A 17,764-nucleotide genomic window follows, 5' to 3' on the forward strand; every position below is an offset into this window, starting at 1 on the left:
CAAACGCAGATCAGCTATATTTTCCAATGGCGATTTTAACCATCTTCTTCAGCTCTTCGGCCTGTACGCCACCGTCATCTTTGATGTCCTGCTTATGAACGAGCAGCATCGCATCCACATGCGCCTGAATAATAACCCTTTGCGCCTCCATATTCAGGTCCGTCTGCCCGATATAATCGCGCAAGGATTCCGCAAAATAGGCCAAAAGGCTGTAACGGCACATGGATCCGACATCCTTGATCTCATGCGCCAGCGTAAAAATCTCCTGTGCAATCTCTTTGCGTTCCTGCGATTCTTTCATGTCACGCATCTCATCCCACAAAACCGTCAGGGTCTTCAGGTGCGCCGCGATCGTTTCCGGACATTCGACACAAAGCGCAGCGATCAGCCTGTCCGCCTCCGCAACCGCTTCGGACGCAATGTGGCCGGGCGGCATATTTTTCGCCTGAATGCCCAGCTTGTCTTTCAGCCGGTTGGCAATTTTAAAAATTTCGACCGTTATGCCCGGTGACTCTGAATTTGTCATTTTTTAACCTTCACCACTTCCTTTACCTTCATCACGCGTCTTTCCGGCCCCTGAAAAACCATGACGGTCCGCCTGCGATCCGGGCCAAAATACCCGGAAATATTAATAAAAGGACGGGGGTTATCAATGACCGAACAAATGCGCGACGCCAGCCCGTTGCCGGATACGGGCTTCACCAGCGTTTCATTCGCGCCCAGATCGCGGGCCCGCGCCGTCACATATTCTGTTGTATAACCGCTCACCACAATCACAGGAAGAAAACGAATCTCGTCTTCTTCATTCGAACGTATCCATTTCAGGAGCTCTTCCCCGGACCCTTTCGGCATCAGCCAATCCGTCAGGACAATATCGACCTTGGTCGCATATTTACTGGTTTTACGGGCCTGCGTAATCGTCAGGATATCCTGCGCCTCTTTGGAGCTGTCGCACACCATGATGTCCCCTACGCCGAAAACCCGCAACATGGAGGCCATAAGGGATTGCATGTACTGCGAATCCTCTACGATCAACAGCGTAAAATTGCTCAGATCATAAGCCGGTGAATCGTCTCTTTTGAAAATCGACATAATGTCCCTTATTGTCCCGATTGATTATCCCGGTATAGAGGGTATCAGGATTACCAAAAGAGGAAAAGTCTCTACTGCCCGCGCAGCTCCGTAACGAGTTTGTTTTCTTCCTCGTCCAGATTTTTAAGACCTTTGGTTTCATCAATAAAAACCAGAAGATTATTGATATAGGGTTTCGGATCGGGCTGCTGTTTTACGAAAGCGGTAAAGCCTTTGAGAAAATCTTCGGATAACCTGCCCCGAACGTAGATTTTATCCTTCCGGTAATCATAACTCGCCCCCCCGTCATAAATCCTTTGTCCGGCGGCTTGTATAAGAAGGCGGGACTTAAAATAGCCCAGCCAGCGTATCCAGGGATTCTTGCCCAGCAAAGGCTCTCCAACCAGAAGGTCGTCGGGCGAAAGGCCATGCGCCTTTCGAAGAAAGGAATCCACACGCCGGTCTATGCCTTCTGCCGTTTCGCCTGCTTTGCTTAAATCAACCCCCGCCCACAGGAGAAGAATCGCCGCAATGTCTTCATCCACCTGCCTGTAATTCACAAAAAGAAAAGCTTCATCCCTGGCCGCAAAATCTTCGACCTTCATGCGCAGCGCTTCATTCCGCTCCATCACTTCATGCAACGGCGGAATTTCCCCAACGGCCGCAAGGCTTATCCCCTTGGGCGCCCAGTCTTCTTGCTGCGCGAAAAAAAGACCGCTTCCAAAGCCCCATATCAATGTGAAAGCAAGAATTGTTCCCGCCCCGATGAGTGCGGCAAGACGCCTGTTCCTTAAAAGGAGGGATGAAACCTGTTTGAAATCAAGATTCATCTTTCCATTATAGCCGTTTAATGACCGCTTAAAATCCCTTTTTTCCAGCAAAAATCAGGATTTTCCGCGATCCATCAGCCTCAAGCGGCGCTGGCCATTTCGTGAGTGTCCATTTGTGCGGGCATGTTCATCCCGCCAAGCGTCTGAAGTTGCGGAAACGCACCTGTCAAAAGCGCCATCATGCCGGCGTATTTCTCCCCGGCCGCCCGGCGCGTATCGTAGAGAATCCGATCTTCATAACCGGAAATCCAGAGAGCGTTCGGGTTTCGGCGGGCAATAATCAGGTCCCCCTGTTCCCCCGCCGCATAAGGAGACCTGTGAGACCGGAAAACAATCAGCCCGTCCCCGAACAGCCCTTCAAATAAAGAGGCCATCGCAGGCGGCAAACTTCCAAGTTCCGCTTCTGAGGTGCCGATCGGATCAATGACGCTGACAATCTCCATCTTGCCCCATTCCGTGGACATGGCAAAACGGGACCGCGCCGTATCCGATAGCCCCTTCATGGCCTCGTTATGGATATGCCAGGCCTTTTCGACAGGAAGGGAAAACGCCTTGTGCCCCTCGATCTCCCGCCCCTGGAACAAATATTTGGGTTTGATCCCCATGCGGCGGACTTCCTCATGCAAAAGATGGATGGACTCCACATCGTCATTCACGCCCTTTATGATCGGCGTCTGGTTTTCCACACTCACGAAAGGCAAGCTCGTAAGCCGCGTCACCGCCTCGAAAGACTCTTCCAGCCAGCGATAACCTGACCCGCTTTCATTGGGGACATATTCCCCGTTTGAACGGCGCAGCAAAAATTCATCCGGATGCGTCAAATGCGACACGATATTGATATGCATATCCGGGAAACGGGCATGAACCCGTTTCAGCATGTCCACAAAAGCATCGTCAATCCTGCGCGGACGAAAGGCCAGTTCTTTAGAGCCGATCCGCAGCATATTCACGCCGGCCTGCCCTGCCGCCACAAGATAACGGTAGAGGGAGTAATTGGTCAGAACCAATGGATCGCCGCCGGAAAGAAGGATTTCTTTGACCGGATATCTCTTTTCCCCTGTTTTCGGATCCATTCCACCCGTTTGTTCAATCACGCGGTTATAGTTCACCACATAATCACGAAGATCTTCGGCGCGAACGCTGCTCTTTCCCGTATCCTTGTTGAACAGGTCCAGACGATAACAATAACGGCAATGCGCCGAACAGGTAGGCGACGCATAGGCCAGAACGATCTCCCCGTATTTGTGCAAAAGCTGTCCGTGCGCATTCCCGGGACTGTAAGCCATCTGGTTCGAAGGATCTTTTTCCCCGGCCATATCCTGCGCCTCATCCAGACGCGGCAAGATCAGCGCCCCCACCGCCTTGCTTGGCGGCATTTTCGGCACCAGAATTTTTCCATCCACATCCTGAAGCTCTTCCCCCATCACGAGCGCCTGATAATGCGGATTGGTGCCGAACATCATGCGCCTGTCCACGCCCGCTTCATGCATTTTTTTGTATTCTTCTTCGCCGTAAATGCTCTTGAGCAAGGCCTCAACGCGTTTATGCGTAAAGCGCCCCCGCATCGGCCGGACATGTTTTAGTTGTGACTTGGGAAGATCTTTTTCAACCTCGATCTTTTCCCCGATAAATTCGCCTGACGCCATGAACACACTTCCTCTTTTCAGACACGATACCAAAACCCACGCTCACACTGGAAAGCGCACAAAACAAGAGGAAAGAATGATATTTCTTTCAAAAAAAAGCAACGTTAATAAAATGCTATCGTCTTGATTTTACAGGGATTTTTCTTCGCAACTGCAGCAAAATGAAAATAATATCCTTGGCTTTCCGGCCTTTTTCCCCTTGCGCAGCGCAACACAAAAAGATCGGGAAAACTTAAGCGGCTTTTGCGAATTTCCCGCTTAAAGCATCCTCAATGAGGGCAATTGTCTTCGGTACGCCGTAAAGCTCTATAAAGGACCCAAAGCGCGGACCCTGCGACTGTCCGATAAGAATCTCGTAAATCGCCTGAAACCAGTCCCGAAGCTCGGACTTATCATAGCCGTTTTCTTTTCCGGCGCTAAAAACTTCCGTCTGGATGGCTTCGCCATCCGCGCCCTCCGGCAACGCTTCAAGCCGCCGCGCCAAATCCTGCAGCGCCGCGCTTTCGCGTTCATCCGCCGCACGGTATTTCTTTTTCGGCAAAACGAAATCCTCGTAATAGCGCACGGCAAAGGTTACAAGATGATCCAAAAACGGATTGCTTTCCGCGCTCGCTTCGGGCGCATAGAGATTGATAAACCCCCACATCGTGGCGGAATCATGGGCATTGGCCGCACTCGCAAGATTCAAAAGCAGCGCAAAACTGACCGGCGTTTGCTGCGGGTCCCGCCCTTCATGGATATAAAACACCGGATTTTCAATTTGTTTTGCCGGGTCCTCCGCCTGCTCAAAAAACTTGTCGGCAAAGGTGATATATTCGTCCACCGCTTTCGGAATAACGTCAAAATAAAGCTTCTTCCCCGATACCGGACGCTGAAACATGTAATAGGAAAGACTTTCGTTCGGCGCATATTTAAGCCACTCTTCCACAGCAATCCCGTTGCCCTTGGATTTGGATATCTTCTGGTTTTTCTCATCCAGAAAAAGTTTGTAGTGGAACCCCTCCGGCGGTTTTTTTCCCAAAACCTCCAGAATTTTTTTGGCGATATTTTTAGAGCTGACCAGGTCCTCTCCCGCCATCTCGTAATCCGTATCCAGAGCATACCAGTGCAGCGCCCAGTCAGGACGCCACTGCGCCTTGCAATGCCCGCCCGTTACCGGCAATTCGGTTCTGGTCCCGTCCTCGTCTTCAAACACGATGGTGCCCGCATCCGGATGGACCTCCAGAACCGGCACCTGCAGGACTTTTCCGCTTTTCGGGGAAATCGGCATAAACGGGGAATAGCTCGCCGCACGTTCCTCCCCCAGAATAGGGATAACCGCCTGTTTCACTTCTTCGTGAAACTGCAACATTTTCAAAAGCCCTTCATCCTTCCTGCCGGATTTATAACACTCGGTCGAAGACACAAACTCGTAATCGAACCCGAAAGAATCCAGAAAGGCCCGCAGACGGGCATTGTTATGATGTGCAAAACTTTCATGGGTTCCGAAAGGGTCCGGCACCGACGTCAAAGGCAGCCCAATATTTTCAGCCAGCATGTCCTTGTTCGGCACATTGTCCGGCACCTTGCGCAGACCGTCCATATCATCGGAAAAACAGATGAGCTTCGTCGGAATGTCCGGCGCCAGACACCGGAAGGCATGGCGCACCATAGAGGTCCGACACACTTCCCCGAATGTTCCGATATGCGGCAGCCCCGAAGGCCCATATCCCGTTTCAAACAGCACATAGCCCTTCTCCGGCGTCTTCCCGCCCACCCGCTTCAGAATATGCCGGGCTTCTTCAAACGGCCAGGCGCGGCATTCACGGGCAATATCAATATCTATTTTTGCGGCTGTCATGGGAACTCTTCTATGTTAGAATGAACAACATGGATTGTTTTGACGTAAAATCTTCGAAAAATCAAGCGGCTCAACGCCCCTGTGAGCGCGGGAGCGCCATCGTCCTGATTCTTGTCGCCATCGCGCTTTTCGGACTCCTCAGTTTTACCATGGCCAAGGGAACCCGCACCGGCGCCCAGAATATCAGCAAGGAAAAAGCCAGCCTTCTGGCCACCGAAACGCTGGAATACGGACGCGCCATGAAAAATGCCATCCACGACCTCCTGATCAATGGCTGCGCGGAAACGGAAATCAGCTTTGAAACCGGCGGAAGTTATATCAATCCCGGCGCCCCGGCGGATAAATCCTGCCATGTCTTTGAACCGGAAGGCGGCGGATTGCGGCTGAAGACCATTCCGGAAGACATACAGACACTCAATACGCTCTACAGGAATCCTTTCTTTGTGGGTAAAACGGCCGTCCTGAATGTCGGCACGACCGCCGGAGAGCTTTACCTGTGGATGCGCACGCGCTCCAAAGATGTCTGCATGAAATATAATACCCTTGCCGGCGTTTCCAACCTGACCAGCGACGCGCCGGCCGAAGCGGGATTCGATTCCGCTCCGCTCTTTGTCGGAACATACAGCGCCGGCGCCACACTCGGCGACGATAATGACGGCGCGAATTTTTCCGGGAAAATGACCGGATGCCACAAAGACGCCGCAGAAACCGACACGGACGGTTCCCCTTATTATGATTTCTATTATGTCCTGATCGCGAGGTAAAAGATGAAACAACGGCAAACAGACTCCGGCAACGCCCTTTGGGTTATTCTGATTGCCATTGTTCTTCTGGCCGCGCTGACGATGATGCTCTCACGCTCCTCCGACACCAGCAGTGACACAGGCGATTACGAACAGCGCAGCATTCAAGGCAGCAAGGTCCTGCGCTATGCGGCAGGCATCGAACTGGCCGTCAATAACCTGAAAACACGCGGATGCAGCGAAAACAGCCTCTCTTTCTGGCATGACAGCGACGGCAACGGAACAGAAGACGCCGGCGATACCTATTACAACGCAAGCGCCCCGACCGATCATTCCTGCCATATCTTCGAACCCGAAGGCGCCGGACAGGTCTACGAAGCCGGCTGGAACTTTCTGGGCGAAACCAGAGTCCTCGGACTGGGAAGCGACTCCCGCATAGAGCTTCTCGCCGAATATTCGGGCCTGAGCCAGATACAATGCACCCAGATCAACAACATGATCGGCATTGCCAATAGCGGCACAGACGCGCCAAGCGAAGACTATAACCAGACCGAATTCACCGGCACGTACGGAACCGCTACAACCAACGGCGATACAATCGGAAACACATCGGCATGGCTGGCCGGGCAAACGCAAAGCTGCACCAAAGATGGCGCAGGGGATTACTTTTTCAACCACGTCCTTATTGCACGGTAGAAGCGGGAAAGTTACCCTGCGGCATTACGCCCGCGTCAATTCAGTTTATCTGCCAGTTTAACGATTTCCTGCGGCGTCTCCTTAACCACATCCGGAAACCCCAGAGATTCCATCGTCTTATCCTTGGCCGTAAAAAAGAGCTTTGTGAAAGGCTCTTTCATAACCGAATTTTCATCCGGAATCTTGCGCTTTGCGGCCGTGAGATTGTCCGTATTGACCATCACTTCTTCATCGGACATATCATGTAAAATTACAAGAGGCATAGGCTATTTTCCCAGATTGTCTTTGTTCACACAAGGCGCAAACCATGCTACACCCAGAAGATGTCCACACAAGTTTCAATCCCTGCGAAACCGCCCCTTCTGCTCCCGGACGTGCCGGCGCTGAGCGTGCGGGCCCGCGACGCCGTTATTTTGAGCACGGACGGAGAGCTGAAAACCCTGCCCCATGCAAAAGCGCCGGGCCTGATTGAAAAGAGCCCGCCTCTGGTCTGCCACGGGCCTTACACGGCGCAGCGCCTCGGCATAAAAACTTTTCCGGCCTTTGATGTGCTGGAGCTCTTCGCCTTTGTGCATCCGGCGCAGTTTTGCGTGCCGACCCCCGTCGGCCTTGCCAAAAAACTCGGCCTCAACGCGCCGGCAAGTTTCGAGGATTACCCCCCGACACTGATTGACATTGCGAGAGCCCTTTTAACGGACCTGCAAAACGATCCGTGGCGCGCCAGGGCCGATCCGCTGAAAATCGCCGCCGTCATGGGCCGGCAGGGAACAGGATGGCTGTGGACCCCGTTCGTGTTCGCGGCCCTTGGACAGGTCTATGATCCGGCCACGCCCGTCATCTCCAAAGCCGATTTGAATATCTGGAAACATTTGCCCGAATGGGCGGAAGAAGCACCGCCCCCGCCGCCGTCCCAACATGGCGTCTCAAAGGAGGAAGCCAAAGAGCGGCTGGCCCGTATGTTGGGACCGGACGCCGAAACCCGTGAGCAGCAGGCCGATTATGCCGCCCTTCTTGCCGAAGCGTTCGCGCCCGTCGAAAAAGAGGGCCAGCCACGCAGCGTTCTGGCCGAAGCAGGCACAGGGGTCGGAAAAACGCTCGGCTATCTGGCCCCCGCCAGTGTCTGGGCCGAAAAGAATCAGGGAAGCGTCTGGATATCCACCTTCACCAAAAATCTCCAACGCCAGATACATCAGGAACTCGACCGCCTGTATCCCGACCCAGAACTTAAGGAAGCGAAAGTCGCCGTCCGGAAAGGCCGGGAGAATTATCTCTGCCTCCTGAATCTGGAAGACGCAGCCGCAGGCGCGGCCCTTTCCCATGATCCCCTGCAGGCTGTCGCGCTGGGGATTATGACGCGATGGGCCGCAGCCACTCAAAACGGCGACATGCAGGGCGGAGACTTCCCCGGCTGGCTCTTAAGCCTTTTGGGGCCGCGATATACGGCGGGCCTCGCAGACCGGCGGGGAGAATGCATCTATTCCGCCTGCGATCACTATCATCGCTGCTTTGTTGAAAAGGCCGTCCGAAAATCGAAACACGCGCAAATTGTCGTCGCCAACCACGCCCTTGTGATGATCCAGACCGCAGATTCCGGCGTGGATAGCGACTTGCCCCAGCGCTATATTTTTGATGAAGGACATCATCTTTTCGACGCCGCCGACAGCGCGTTCGCACAACATCTCACCGCGCGCGAAACCTACGAGCTGCGCCGGTGGCTGCGCGGGGTGGAAAGCGGCAAACGCAGCCGCGCCCGCGGACTCAAACGCCGCGCCGAAGACCTGATCGCCGGAAGCGCCGCCGACGAGCATCTCCTGCAGGACATTCTGGAAGCCGCAAGATGCCTGACCGCAGACGGCTGGACCACCCGCCTGAAAGAAAACGCGCCCAAAGGGGAAACCGAAACATTCATCGCCGGACTCTACGCACAAGTCCTGGCCCGCAGCAACGAACGCGACGGCCCTCACTCGATTGAAACGGAAACGCGCCCGCTCGCCCGTGACCTTCTGGAAGAGGCAAAAAAATTAAAAAGCGCCTTAAGCAAACTCCAAAAACCCATGCTCAAACTGAGCGCAAGTTTACGCAAACGCCTCGGCGAACAGGCAGATACATTAGACGCCGATACGCGGCGGCGGATCGACGTCCTTTGCACCGCAATGGGACTGAAAACCCTGACGATCACCGCATGGATATTGATGCTGGAAACACTGGAAAAAGACGAAACGCCGGAAGAGTTTGTTGACTGGATGGAAATTGAACGCACCCATGGACGCACATGGGACATCGGGCTCTACCGCCACTGGGTCAATCCCATAGCCCCGTTTGCCGCCGCCCTGCGGCCGCACGCACACGGCATTGCCGTGACCTCCGCCACATTGCGGGATAACGGCGCAAAAGAAGACGCGGACAACTGGTCCGTCGCAAAAGAACGGACAGGACTGGTCCACCTCGGCGAACATGTTTTGACCCGGCATTTTCGCTCCCCCTTCCATTATGCCGCGCAAACACGCATTTTCGTGATAACAGACGTCAATAAAAACGACCTGGCACAGGTGTCTTCCGCCTATCGCACGTTATTCGAAGCCGCCGGCGGCGGGGCGCTGGGACTGTTCACCGCCATTTCCCGTCTGCGGGTCGTACAGGAAAAAATCGCCGTAAAACTGGAAGAACACGGCCTCAATCTCTACGCGCAGCATGTAGACACCATCGACAACGGCACCTTGGTCGATATTTTTCGCGACGATACGCACGCCTGCCTTCTGGGAACGGATGCCGTGCGGGACGGCGTCGATGTCCCCGGTGAATCTTTACGGCTGATCGTCTTCGACCGCGTCCCGTGGCCACGGCCGACCATCCTACACAAAGCGCGGCGGGAGTGCTTTGGCAAAAAAAACTATGACGACATGACAACACGGCTCAAGCTAAAGCAGGCTTATGGCCGCCTGATCCGCAGAAAAACAGACAAAGGCGTCTTTGTAATGCTGGATTCCGGATTGCCCTCGCGCCTGCACGGTGCTTTTCCTGAAACCGTCCCCGTGCAGCGCCTCGGACTTGCCGAAGCCGCAAAGGAGATTAAAAAATTTCTAGGTTAAAACTTTATGCCTTTGAATGGCCCTATTCCGATCCGGCGGATATTTTTTCGACGCTGGCGGCAAAGCCTTACAGCCTGTTTTTTGACAGCGCACGGACCGCGCACCCCCTCAATAACCATTCCTTTATCTGTTTCGACCCCGTGGAAAAAATAGAGAGCAAAAACGGGCATCTCACTATTACAAATGAAAAAGAGAACATATCTTTGGAAGACTGCCCGTTTGAAACATTAAAGAAACGCCTGGCGCATTATAAAAAAGAGGAAGAGGAAACGTCTTTCCCTTTTACCGGCGGGGCCGCGGGCTATTTTGGATATGACCTGGCGCGCGGCATTGAAAAACTCCCGGCATGCGCGCAGGCCCATCCGGACGTGCCGGATATGTGCATCGGAATTTACGACCGGCTTTTCTCCTTCGACCATAAAAACAACACGGCACATTTTTTGGTCTATGCGGAGAATAAGGAAGAAGCAAAAAAACGTTTTCTTCAGATATCGGAAGAACAAATACCTCCCTCTCCGAAAAAAAATACGCCTCTACAATGGGCGCCCGAAGGCAGCGACGAAGAGTATAAAAACAAAATCCGGAACATTATCGATTATATCTATGCGGGAGAGGTTTTTCAGGCCAACCTGTCCCGCCGCTGGGAAGCATCCCTTCCGGAGACGTTCGATCCTTTCGCCCATTACCTGCATTTAAGAAAAACAAACCCGGCCCCTTTCGCGGCCTATATGAATTTCGGCTCTCTCAAAATCGCCTCTACCTCCCCCGAACGGTTTTTATCGGTCAAAAGCCGGAACGTTGAAACACGGCCCATTAAAGGGACCCTGCCCTCCTCAAAAAACCCAAACCTTCTGCTCGGCAGCGAAAAAAACCGCGCCGAAAACATGATGATTGTCGATCTCATGCGCAACGACCTGTCCAAGGTCTGCGAAAACAGATCTGTTTGCGTCCCACAGCTTTGCGGACTGGAAACGTTTGAAGGCGTGCACCATCTCGTCTCCATCGTAAAGGGAACGCTTCGAAAGAAATACGGACCCGTAGACCTCCTGAAAGCCTGCTTCCCCGGCGGCTCCATCACGGGTGCCCCCAAAGTCCGCGCCATGGAAATAATTGAAACGCTGGAGCCGTACCGCCGCGGCCCCTACTGCGGCGCCCTTGGCTATATCGGATTCAACGGACAGATGGATACCAGCATCACCATCCGCACGCTTGTCTATTCCGGCGATACGGTAACGCTTCAAAGCGGCGGTGGAATTGTTTATGATTCCAATCCGGAAGAAGAATTGCAGGAAACCTGCGACAAAGCCCAAAAAATATTTGAAAGTTTCGAACCGCCTGAAAAGAAAGAAGACGCCGCATGAATATTTTCTGGCTCAACGGAGCATTCCTGCCGGAAGAAGACGCTTTAATCTCCCCGGAAGACAGCGGATTCACAACCGGAATCGGTGTCTTCGACAGCCAGCTCGCCGTCGATGGAAAACTCGTTTACGGAGAAGAACATTTTGCGCGGCTTATGCATGACAGTGAAATCGTTATCCAAAAAAAACCGGATACGGATATTAATGCGTTTATCCGAACCGCAGAAAAACTTCTTCAAAAAAACAATTTGGTCGCAGGCCGTGCGCGCGTGCGTAGCACAATCACAGGCGGCATCCCGGAGCATATCTTAGGACCCGCACAAAAACTGACGGTTTTAATGTGTGTCGGCCCGGCGCCTGACACCGGCACCCTGCCCCCTGTCAAAGCGTGCATTATTGCAGACTATCCGCGCATTGCAGGTTGCGCTCTCGAAAACTGCAAACGGCTGGATTATACGCGCAGCTACGCCGCGCGGCGCATGGCGGAGAAACAGGGCGCGCAAGAAGCCATTCTGACCAACACGGACGGCAATATCGCCTGCGGCGCCACCAGCAATATTTTTATCGAGGAAAACGGAACGCTCATCACCCCGCCTTTATCCGACGGTGTTTTGGCCGGCGTCACGCGCCGTAAAATCATTGAAGAGCGCGGGGCGCGGGAAGAAAGCATTTCGGTTGAGCGGCTAAAAAAGGCCGATAAAACCTTTCTAACCAATAGCCTCACGGGCCTGAGAGAAATAAGTAAAATAATATAGTTGACAAACTTATTAACGTTATGTAAACCTATGCCGGTTTTTAACGAAGGAGTAGATTTATGTCCCAAGGTCTTAAAGGTTTTCTAAAAACAGCCGCAGTGGCCGCACTCCCGCTCATTTCAGGCGCCGCACTGGCTCAGGATACGGACACAGGAATACAAAGCCGTTTTAGGCTCGTTTCGGCGGATCCCGAAACCCATTTGGCAACAATAAATGAGAGTGGAAAGGACTTTGTGACGGATTGTACAGAACTTGAAGTTCAACAAAGCTGGATAGAAAACAGTATTATCCGGGAAGCAACGGTCCCTCTATCAAATAACGAAAACAACAGACTCGCACTGTACTTAGGCCTTGGACAGTTAACCTATGAACAAGCACAAAGAAACTACCCTGAACAAATAGATAAAGATCCAGGCAATCAATTTAAATATGCCGCCCAGCTCGGAAAAGAACGAGACGTATTTATTAAAGCTCAAAAAGAAGCAGGGTGTTTCGTGCCGAAGGGAAGAACACTGACTCCAAAAGCACCTTAGATAATATCAGGCCGTCAGGAGAACGCCGGTAACCGCCGTTAATTTTGCCTGCGCCACTTCAAGGCTGCGCGCAATCCGGAGACTGGATACTTCATCCTTCGCCCGCCCCAGGTCCTCGTTCAGGTTGCGAATTTCCTGTTCGACCTCTTCTTTGTTAAGATCGGCCACATTCACGGCTTCCTCGGCCAGAACGGTGCAATTTGAAGCCGTCACATCCACAAACCCGCCGCCAATGAAAATCTTTTGGGCCTCTTTCCCCTCTTCGGACACAACCTCCATCACCCCCGGGCGAATAGAGGAGACAAGAGAGCTGTGGTTGGCCAGCACGCCGAAATCCCCCTCCGCGCCGGGAATCGTAACCCGAAACGCGCTTTCAGAAAGAAGTTTTCTCTCCGGAGAGACCAGTTCGAAATGGAATGTTTGCTGTTCCGACATGGGTATCTACGCCGCCTCTGCTGCCATTTTCTGTGCTTTGGCTTCGACTTCCTCAATCGTGCCGACCATGTAGAACGCGCTTTCCGGCAGGTGATCGTAAGCCCCGTCCACAATCGCGCGGAAACCTTTGATCGTGTCTTCAAGATTGACAAAAACGCCCGGAGAACCGGTGAAAACTTCCGCCACATGGAACGGCTGGGACAGGAAGCGCTGGATTTTCCGCGCGCGCGCCACAACCAGTTTATCGTCTTCCGAAAGCTCATCCATGCCGAGAATGGCAATAATATCCTGAAGGGCTTTGTACTGCTGAAGCGTTTTTTGAACGTCCGCAGCGCAGTTATAGTGATCCTCGCCCACAACGCGCGGATCCAGAATACGGGAGGTCGAATCCAGCGGGTCCACAGCCGGGTAAATCCCCAGCTCCGAAATCGCGCGGGACAGAACCGTCGTCGCATCCAGGTGAGAGAACGCCGTCGCCGGCGCAGGGTCCGTCAGGTCGTCTGCCGGCACATACACAGCCTGCACAGATGTAATAGACCCTTTATTGGTCGATGTAATCCGTTCCTGAAGCGCCCCCATATCCGTGGAGAGCGTCGGCTGATATCCCACAGCGGAAGGAATACGTCCCAGCAAAGCGGACACTTCCGCGCCGGCCTGCGTGAAACGGAACACATTGTCCATGAAGAACAGAACGTCCTGTCCCTCTTCGTCCCGGAAATATTCCGCCATGGTCAGACCGGAAAGCCCCACACGGGCACGCGCGCCCGGCGGTTCGTTCATCTGACCGTAAACCAGCGCCGCTTTGGATTCTCCGTCCGTTTTAATAACGCCGGATTCAATCATTTCGTGATACAGGTCGTTTCCTTCCCGGGTCCGCTCTCCCACACCGGCGAACACAGACACACCCCCGTGCCCTTTTGCGATGTTATTGATGAGCTCCATAATCGTCACGGTCTTGCCCACACCGGCACCGCCAAAGAGACCGATCTTACCCCCCTTGGCGTAAGGACACAGAAGGTCAACCACCTTAATCCCCGTCACAAGCTGCTCTGTCTCTGTGGCCTGTTCCACAAATTCCGGTGCGCTGCGGTGAATGGGGTAACGCTTTTTCGTCTTCGGCGCCGGCATTTCATCAATGGCATCACCAATCACATCAAAAATCCGGCCCAGTGTTTCAGGTCCGACAGGCACCGTAATCGGCCCTCCCGTATCCGTTACTTCCTGACCGCGGACCAGACCGTCTGTCGTGTCCATCGCGATACAGCGCACCGTGTTTTCCCCCAGGTGCTGCGCGACTTCCAGAACAAGCGTCTTCCCTTCATTGGCTTCGTTCACCGTGTGCAAGGCGTTCAAAATAGCGGGAACATTTCCCTCCTTGAACTGCACGTCCACAACCGCGCCTAAAACCTGCTGAACCGTTCCGTTTTCTTGTGCCATTTTTCTCTTCTCTCTTTTTCTACTTTTTAAAATTTAAGCTCTATTTTTTTAAAACCGGCGTGACCTTCAGCCGCTATAAATCCCGCAACTTTTTCAAAACGCCGACTTTCCGCCTTTTTCCAATCTAAAAAAGCTCCGGTACTCTCTTCTCCCCAAGCCGCAGCCAAAAGCTCTTGCAATTCTTTCCCCGAAAGGCGACTTGACACCTTACTCGTTTTATTTTCAGCCATTACACCGCTTCCGCACCCGAGATAATCTCGATGAGTTCCTTCGTGATGTAAGCCTGCCGCGCACGGTTGTACCGGATGGAAAGCTTGTCAATCATATCCCCGGCATTGCGCGTGGCATTATCCATCGCCGTCATCCGGGCCGCCTGCTCCCCGGCCGCGCTATCCAGAATCGCCCGGAAAATCTGCACGCCCAGATTGCGCGGCAACAAAAGCCCTAAAATCTCATTTTCTTCCGGCTCAAAGTCATAAGGACAAAGCGAAGCGGACGCTTCTTCCGGTTCATTGTCATTCGCTTCCTCAGGCTCTGCCGCCTTAAAAGGTATGAGCTGCTGCGCGGAAGGCTCCTGCGTGAGAACACTGCGAAACTTGTTATAAAGGAGCGTGCAGACATCGAACGCGCCTTTTTCAAAAAGCTCCTGCGTGACCCGCGCGACACCGCTGACCTCCGCAAAGGACACGCCTTTTTTCCCGGCAATCCCGACAAAGCTTTCCAGGATTTTATCGCCATGGTCGCGCTTTAAAAGATCGCGCGCCTTTCGCCCCACACAGATAAGCTTGACGGTTTTTCCTTCCGCTTCAAGCGCTTTGATCTGCTGGCGCGCTTTGCGAACGAGGTTCCCGTTAAACCCGCCGCAAAGACCACGGTCGGATGTCACGACAATCAAAAGATGGGTCTGATCCGCGCCGGTGCCGGTCAAAAGCCTGGGCGAAACATCCGTGATCGTCACGCCTTCCGTCATACGCGCCACCATACCCAGCATCGCCTGCGCGTAGGGCTGGGAAGCTTCGGCCTGTTCCTGCGCCTTTTTCAGCTTGGACGCCGCGACCATTTTCATCGCAGACGTAATCTTCCGCGTGGATTTCACGGAAGATATACGGTCTCTATATTCCTTAAGACTGGGCATTAAGGTCTAATATCCTTTTATCAGGCAGCTTGTTTAACGTTGGCAGAAAAACCGTTGGTGAATTTTTCCAGGAAAGCTTTCATTTTAGCTTCCAGCGCGTCATCCAGTTTTTGCTGCTTTTTGATTGTCTCCAGAATGTCTTTGCCGTTGGCGCGAACATCTTCCAGCAAGCGCTGTTCATACTCGCTCACCGAAGAAACCGGCACACCGTCCAAAAACCCTTTGGTACCGGCAAAAATCACAAAGACCTGCTCTTCCACCGCCAAAGGAGAGAACTGCGGCTGCTTCAAAAGCTGGGTCAGGCGGGCGCCGCGCGCCAGCAATTTCTGCGTCGAGGCGTCAAGATCCGACGCAAACTGCGCGAAGGCTTCCATCTCGCGATATTGCGCAAGTTCCAGTTTGATAGACCCCGCCACCTGTTTCATGGCCTTGATCTGCGCGGAAGACCCCACCCGTGACACAGACAGCCCCACATTGATGGCCGGACGAATCCCTTTAAAGAACAGGTCCGTTTCCAGGAAGATCTGGCCGTCCGTAATCGAAATCACGTTTGTCGGAATGTAGGCAGACACGTCCCCGGCCTGCGTTTCAATAATCGGCAACGCCGTCATCGACCCGCTGCCACGACCTTCTCCCAATTTACACGCCCGTTCCAAAAGGCGGGAGTGAATGTAAAACACGTCACCCGGATAGGCTTCCCGGCCCGGCGGACGCCGCAAAAGCAAGGACATCTGGCGATACGCCACCGCCTGCTTGGACAAATCGTCATAAATAATCAAAGAATGCAGACCGTTATTCAGGAACCACTCTCCAATAGACGCCCCGCAATAAGGCGCCAGAAACTGCATCGGCGCAGGATCGGAAGCAGTTGCAGCCACCACCACGGAATATTCCATGGCGCCCTGCTCTTCCAGTTCCTTCACCAGTTGTGCCACGGTCGAGCGTTTTTGTCCGATCGCCACATAGACGCAGTAAAGGTGTTTTTTCTCGTCCTTGTCGGCATTAACGGTTTTTTGATTGATAATGGCATCGATCGCCACCGCCGTTTTACCGGTCTGGCGGTCCCCGATAATCAACTCCCGCTGCCCCCGGCCAACCGGCACCAGCGCATCAATAGCTTTAAGGCCGGACTGCATCGGCTCATGCACGGATTTGCGTGGAATAATCCCCGGCGCCTTGACTTCGATCCGGCTGCTTTCCTTGTTTTTAAGGGGCCCTTTGCCGTCAATCGGGTTACCCAGCGCGTCCACAACACGGCCCAGAAGCTCCTTGCCCACAGGCACTTCCACGATCTCCCCGGTCCGGCGCACAATATCGCCTTCCTTGATATCGCGGTCATCCCCGAAAATCACGATCCCGACATTGTCGAGTTCCAGGTTCAGGGCCATCCCTTTAATCCCGCCGGGAAACTCAACCATTTCCCCGGCACGAACCTGATCCAGCCCGTACACGCGGGCCACCCCGTCCCCAACAGACAAAACCTGACCGATTTCGGCGATATCGGCCTGCGCCCCAAAGTCGGCAATCTGTTTCTTTAGAATTTCGGATATTTCAGCGGCACGGATTTCCATGTCTTAGCTTCCCTCTTTTTGCTTGTTTGTATCGGTTAAATTCACATTGGAGCTGGACTTCATCGCGCGCTCCAGCCGCTCCAGCTTCCGTTTGACGGAATCGTCAATCATCCGGGACCCGACGGTGACGACCATCCCGCCGATCAAGTCACGGTCAATCTCAACATTCAGGGAAACCTTTTTCCCCGTGGCCTTGCCAAGCGCCTCGCGCAGGGCCTTTGTCTGCGCATCCGTTAAAGCGAACGCGGCCTGCACCTGCGCATTCACTTCCCCGCGCCGGCGGGTAATATCCGTTTTAACGGCGCAGATAACGGCAGAAATAATGTTCAGGCGGTGATTTTCAGCCAGAAGCGCCAAAAAATTGCGGGTCAGCACGTTAAATTTCGCCTTTTCGGCAATGGAAATCATCGCATCGCGCTGGACCGCACGCTCAATCAAAGGAGAACGGATTAAATTCTGTAAATCAGGACAGCCGGAAAGCATCCCTTCCAGATCTTTTAAATCCTGCTCCACAGACTCGAGAGATCCCGCTTCCACAGCCGTATCCACGAGCGCATTCGCATAACGTAAGGCGGTAACGCCGGAAGTCTGTCTGGAAGCCACGTCTTGACCCTCTTTCGATTCT

The 17,764-nt window shown here is 53.5% G+C and carries 18 protein-coding genes; 6 read left to right on the top strand and 12 right to left on the bottom strand.

Going from position 1 to position 17,764, the window contains the following annotated elements; translation table 11 throughout:
- Positions 1-10: 10 nt before the first annotated feature.
- The 5 genes from H6853_09075 to H6853_09095 all read right to left on the bottom strand — a co-directional run bounded on the left by H6853_09075 (position 11) and on the right by H6853_09095 (position 5,387).
- Positions 11-526: a hypothetical protein gene (locus H6853_09075; GenBank protein ID USO03653.1), complete on the bottom strand. Its 516-nt coding sequence runs from the start codon at positions 524-526 to the stop codon at positions 11-13.
- On the bottom strand, positions 523-1,092 hold the full coding sequence (locus tag H6853_09080) for a response regulator (GenBank protein USO03654.1): 570 nt from the start codon (positions 1,090-1,092) through the stop codon (positions 523-525). The genes H6853_09075 and H6853_09080 overlap by 4 nt, the downstream gene beginning before the upstream one ends.
- Before the next feature lie 71 nt (positions 1,093-1,163).
- Entirely contained in the window at positions 1,164-1,901 is a 738-nt protein-coding gene (locus H6853_09085) for a hypothetical protein (GenBank protein USO03655.1), read from the bottom strand.
- A gap of 80 nt (positions 1,902-1,981) precedes the next feature.
- Complete coding sequence (locus H6853_09090) at positions 1,982-3,547, bottom strand: hypothetical protein (GenBank protein ID USO03656.1); 1,566 nt, start codon at positions 3,545-3,547, stop codon at positions 1,982-1,984.
- 232 nt (positions 3,548-3,779) lie between these two features.
- Positions 3,780-5,387: a lysine--tRNA ligase gene (locus tag H6853_09095; protein ID USO03657.1), complete on the bottom strand. Its 1,608-nt coding sequence runs from the start codon at positions 5,385-5,387 to the stop codon at positions 3,780-3,782.
- Between the two features lie 29 nt (positions 5,388-5,416).
- Between H6853_09095 and H6853_09100 the strand changes: the two genes are divergently transcribed.
- Positions 5,417-6,151, top strand: a complete 735-nt coding sequence (locus H6853_09100) for a hypothetical protein (GenBank protein USO03658.1) — start codon at positions 5,417-5,419, stop codon at positions 6,149-6,151.
- A gap of 3 nt (positions 6,152-6,154) precedes the next feature.
- Positions 6,155-6,826 carry a hypothetical protein gene (locus tag H6853_09105; protein ID USO03659.1) on the top strand — a complete coding sequence of 224 codons (672 nt, stop codon included), beginning with the start codon at positions 6,155-6,157 and terminating at the stop codon, positions 6,824-6,826.
- Between the two features lie 35 nt (positions 6,827-6,861).
- Here H6853_09105 and H6853_09110 read toward each other — a convergent pair whose 3' ends face one another.
- Positions 6,862-7,089, bottom strand: a complete 228-nt coding sequence (locus H6853_09110; protein USO03660.1) for a hypothetical protein — start codon at positions 7,087-7,089, stop codon at positions 6,862-6,864.
- 60 nt (positions 7,090-7,149) lie between these two features.
- Between H6853_09110 and H6853_09115 the strand changes: the two genes are divergently transcribed.
- From H6853_09115 to H6853_09130, 4 genes are all read left to right on the top strand, one after another.
- Positions 7,150-9,915, top strand: coding sequence for an ATP-dependent DNA helicase (locus H6853_09115; protein ID USO03661.1), 2,766 nt, complete (start codon positions 7,150-7,152; stop codon positions 9,913-9,915).
- 203 nt (positions 9,916-10,118) lie between these two features.
- Entirely contained in the window at positions 10,119-11,276 is a 1,158-nt protein-coding gene (pabB, locus tag H6853_09120; GenBank protein ID USO03662.1) for an aminodeoxychorismate synthase component I, read from the top strand.
- Positions 11,273-12,028 carry an aminotransferase class IV gene (locus H6853_09125; GenBank protein ID USO03663.1) on the top strand — a complete coding sequence of 252 codons (756 nt, stop codon included), beginning with the start codon at positions 11,273-11,275 and terminating at the stop codon, positions 12,026-12,028. Before pabB ends, H6853_09125 begins: the two co-directional genes overlap by 4 nt.
- A 59-nt stretch (positions 12,029-12,087) precedes the next feature.
- A complete protein-coding gene (locus H6853_09130) occupies positions 12,088-12,561 on the top strand; it encodes a hypothetical protein (GenBank protein ID USO03664.1) in 474 nt (157 codons plus the stop codon).
- A 6-nt stretch (positions 12,562-12,567) separates the two neighbouring features.
- On the opposite strand, the gene atpC is transcribed toward H6853_09130, so the two are convergent.
- The 6 genes from atpC to H6853_09160 are packed head-to-tail and all read right to left on the bottom strand — an operon-like array spanning position 12,568 to position 17,742.
- Positions 12,568-12,996, bottom strand: coding sequence for an ATP synthase F1 subunit epsilon (gene atpC, locus H6853_09135; protein ID USO03665.1), 429 nt, complete (start codon positions 12,994-12,996; stop codon positions 12,568-12,570).
- A 6-nt stretch (positions 12,997-13,002) separates the two neighbouring features.
- Positions 13,003-14,433: a F0F1 ATP synthase subunit beta gene (gene atpD, locus H6853_09140; GenBank protein USO03666.1), complete on the bottom strand. Its 1,431-nt coding sequence runs from the start codon at positions 14,431-14,433 to the stop codon at positions 13,003-13,005.
- Positions 14,434-14,459: 26 nt separating this feature from the next.
- On the bottom strand, positions 14,460-14,663 hold the full coding sequence (locus H6853_09145; GenBank protein USO03667.1) for a hypothetical protein: 204 nt from the start codon (positions 14,661-14,663) through the stop codon (positions 14,460-14,462).
- A complete protein-coding gene (locus H6853_09150) occupies positions 14,663-15,568 on the bottom strand; it encodes a F0F1 ATP synthase subunit gamma (GenBank protein USO03668.1) in 906 nt (301 codons plus the stop codon). Before H6853_09150 ends, H6853_09145 begins: the two co-directional genes overlap by 1 nt.
- 20 nt (positions 15,569-15,588) lie before the next feature.
- Positions 15,589-17,139 (bottom strand): F0F1 ATP synthase subunit alpha, encoded by a 1,551-nt coding sequence (gene atpA, locus H6853_09155; protein ID USO03669.1) that lies wholly within the window; start codon positions 17,137-17,139, stop codon positions 15,589-15,591.
- Positions 17,140-17,142: 3 nt separating this feature from the next.
- Positions 17,143-17,742 carry a F0F1 ATP synthase subunit delta gene (locus H6853_09160; protein USO03670.1) on the bottom strand — a complete coding sequence of 200 codons (600 nt, stop codon included), beginning with the start codon at positions 17,740-17,742 and terminating at the stop codon, positions 17,143-17,145.
- Positions 17,743-17,764: the final 22 nt, after the last annotated feature.

Source organism: Rhodospirillales bacterium (assembly GCA_023898765.1).
Taxonomy (GTDB): Bacteria; Pseudomonadota; Alphaproteobacteria; order Micavibrionales; family Micavibrionaceae.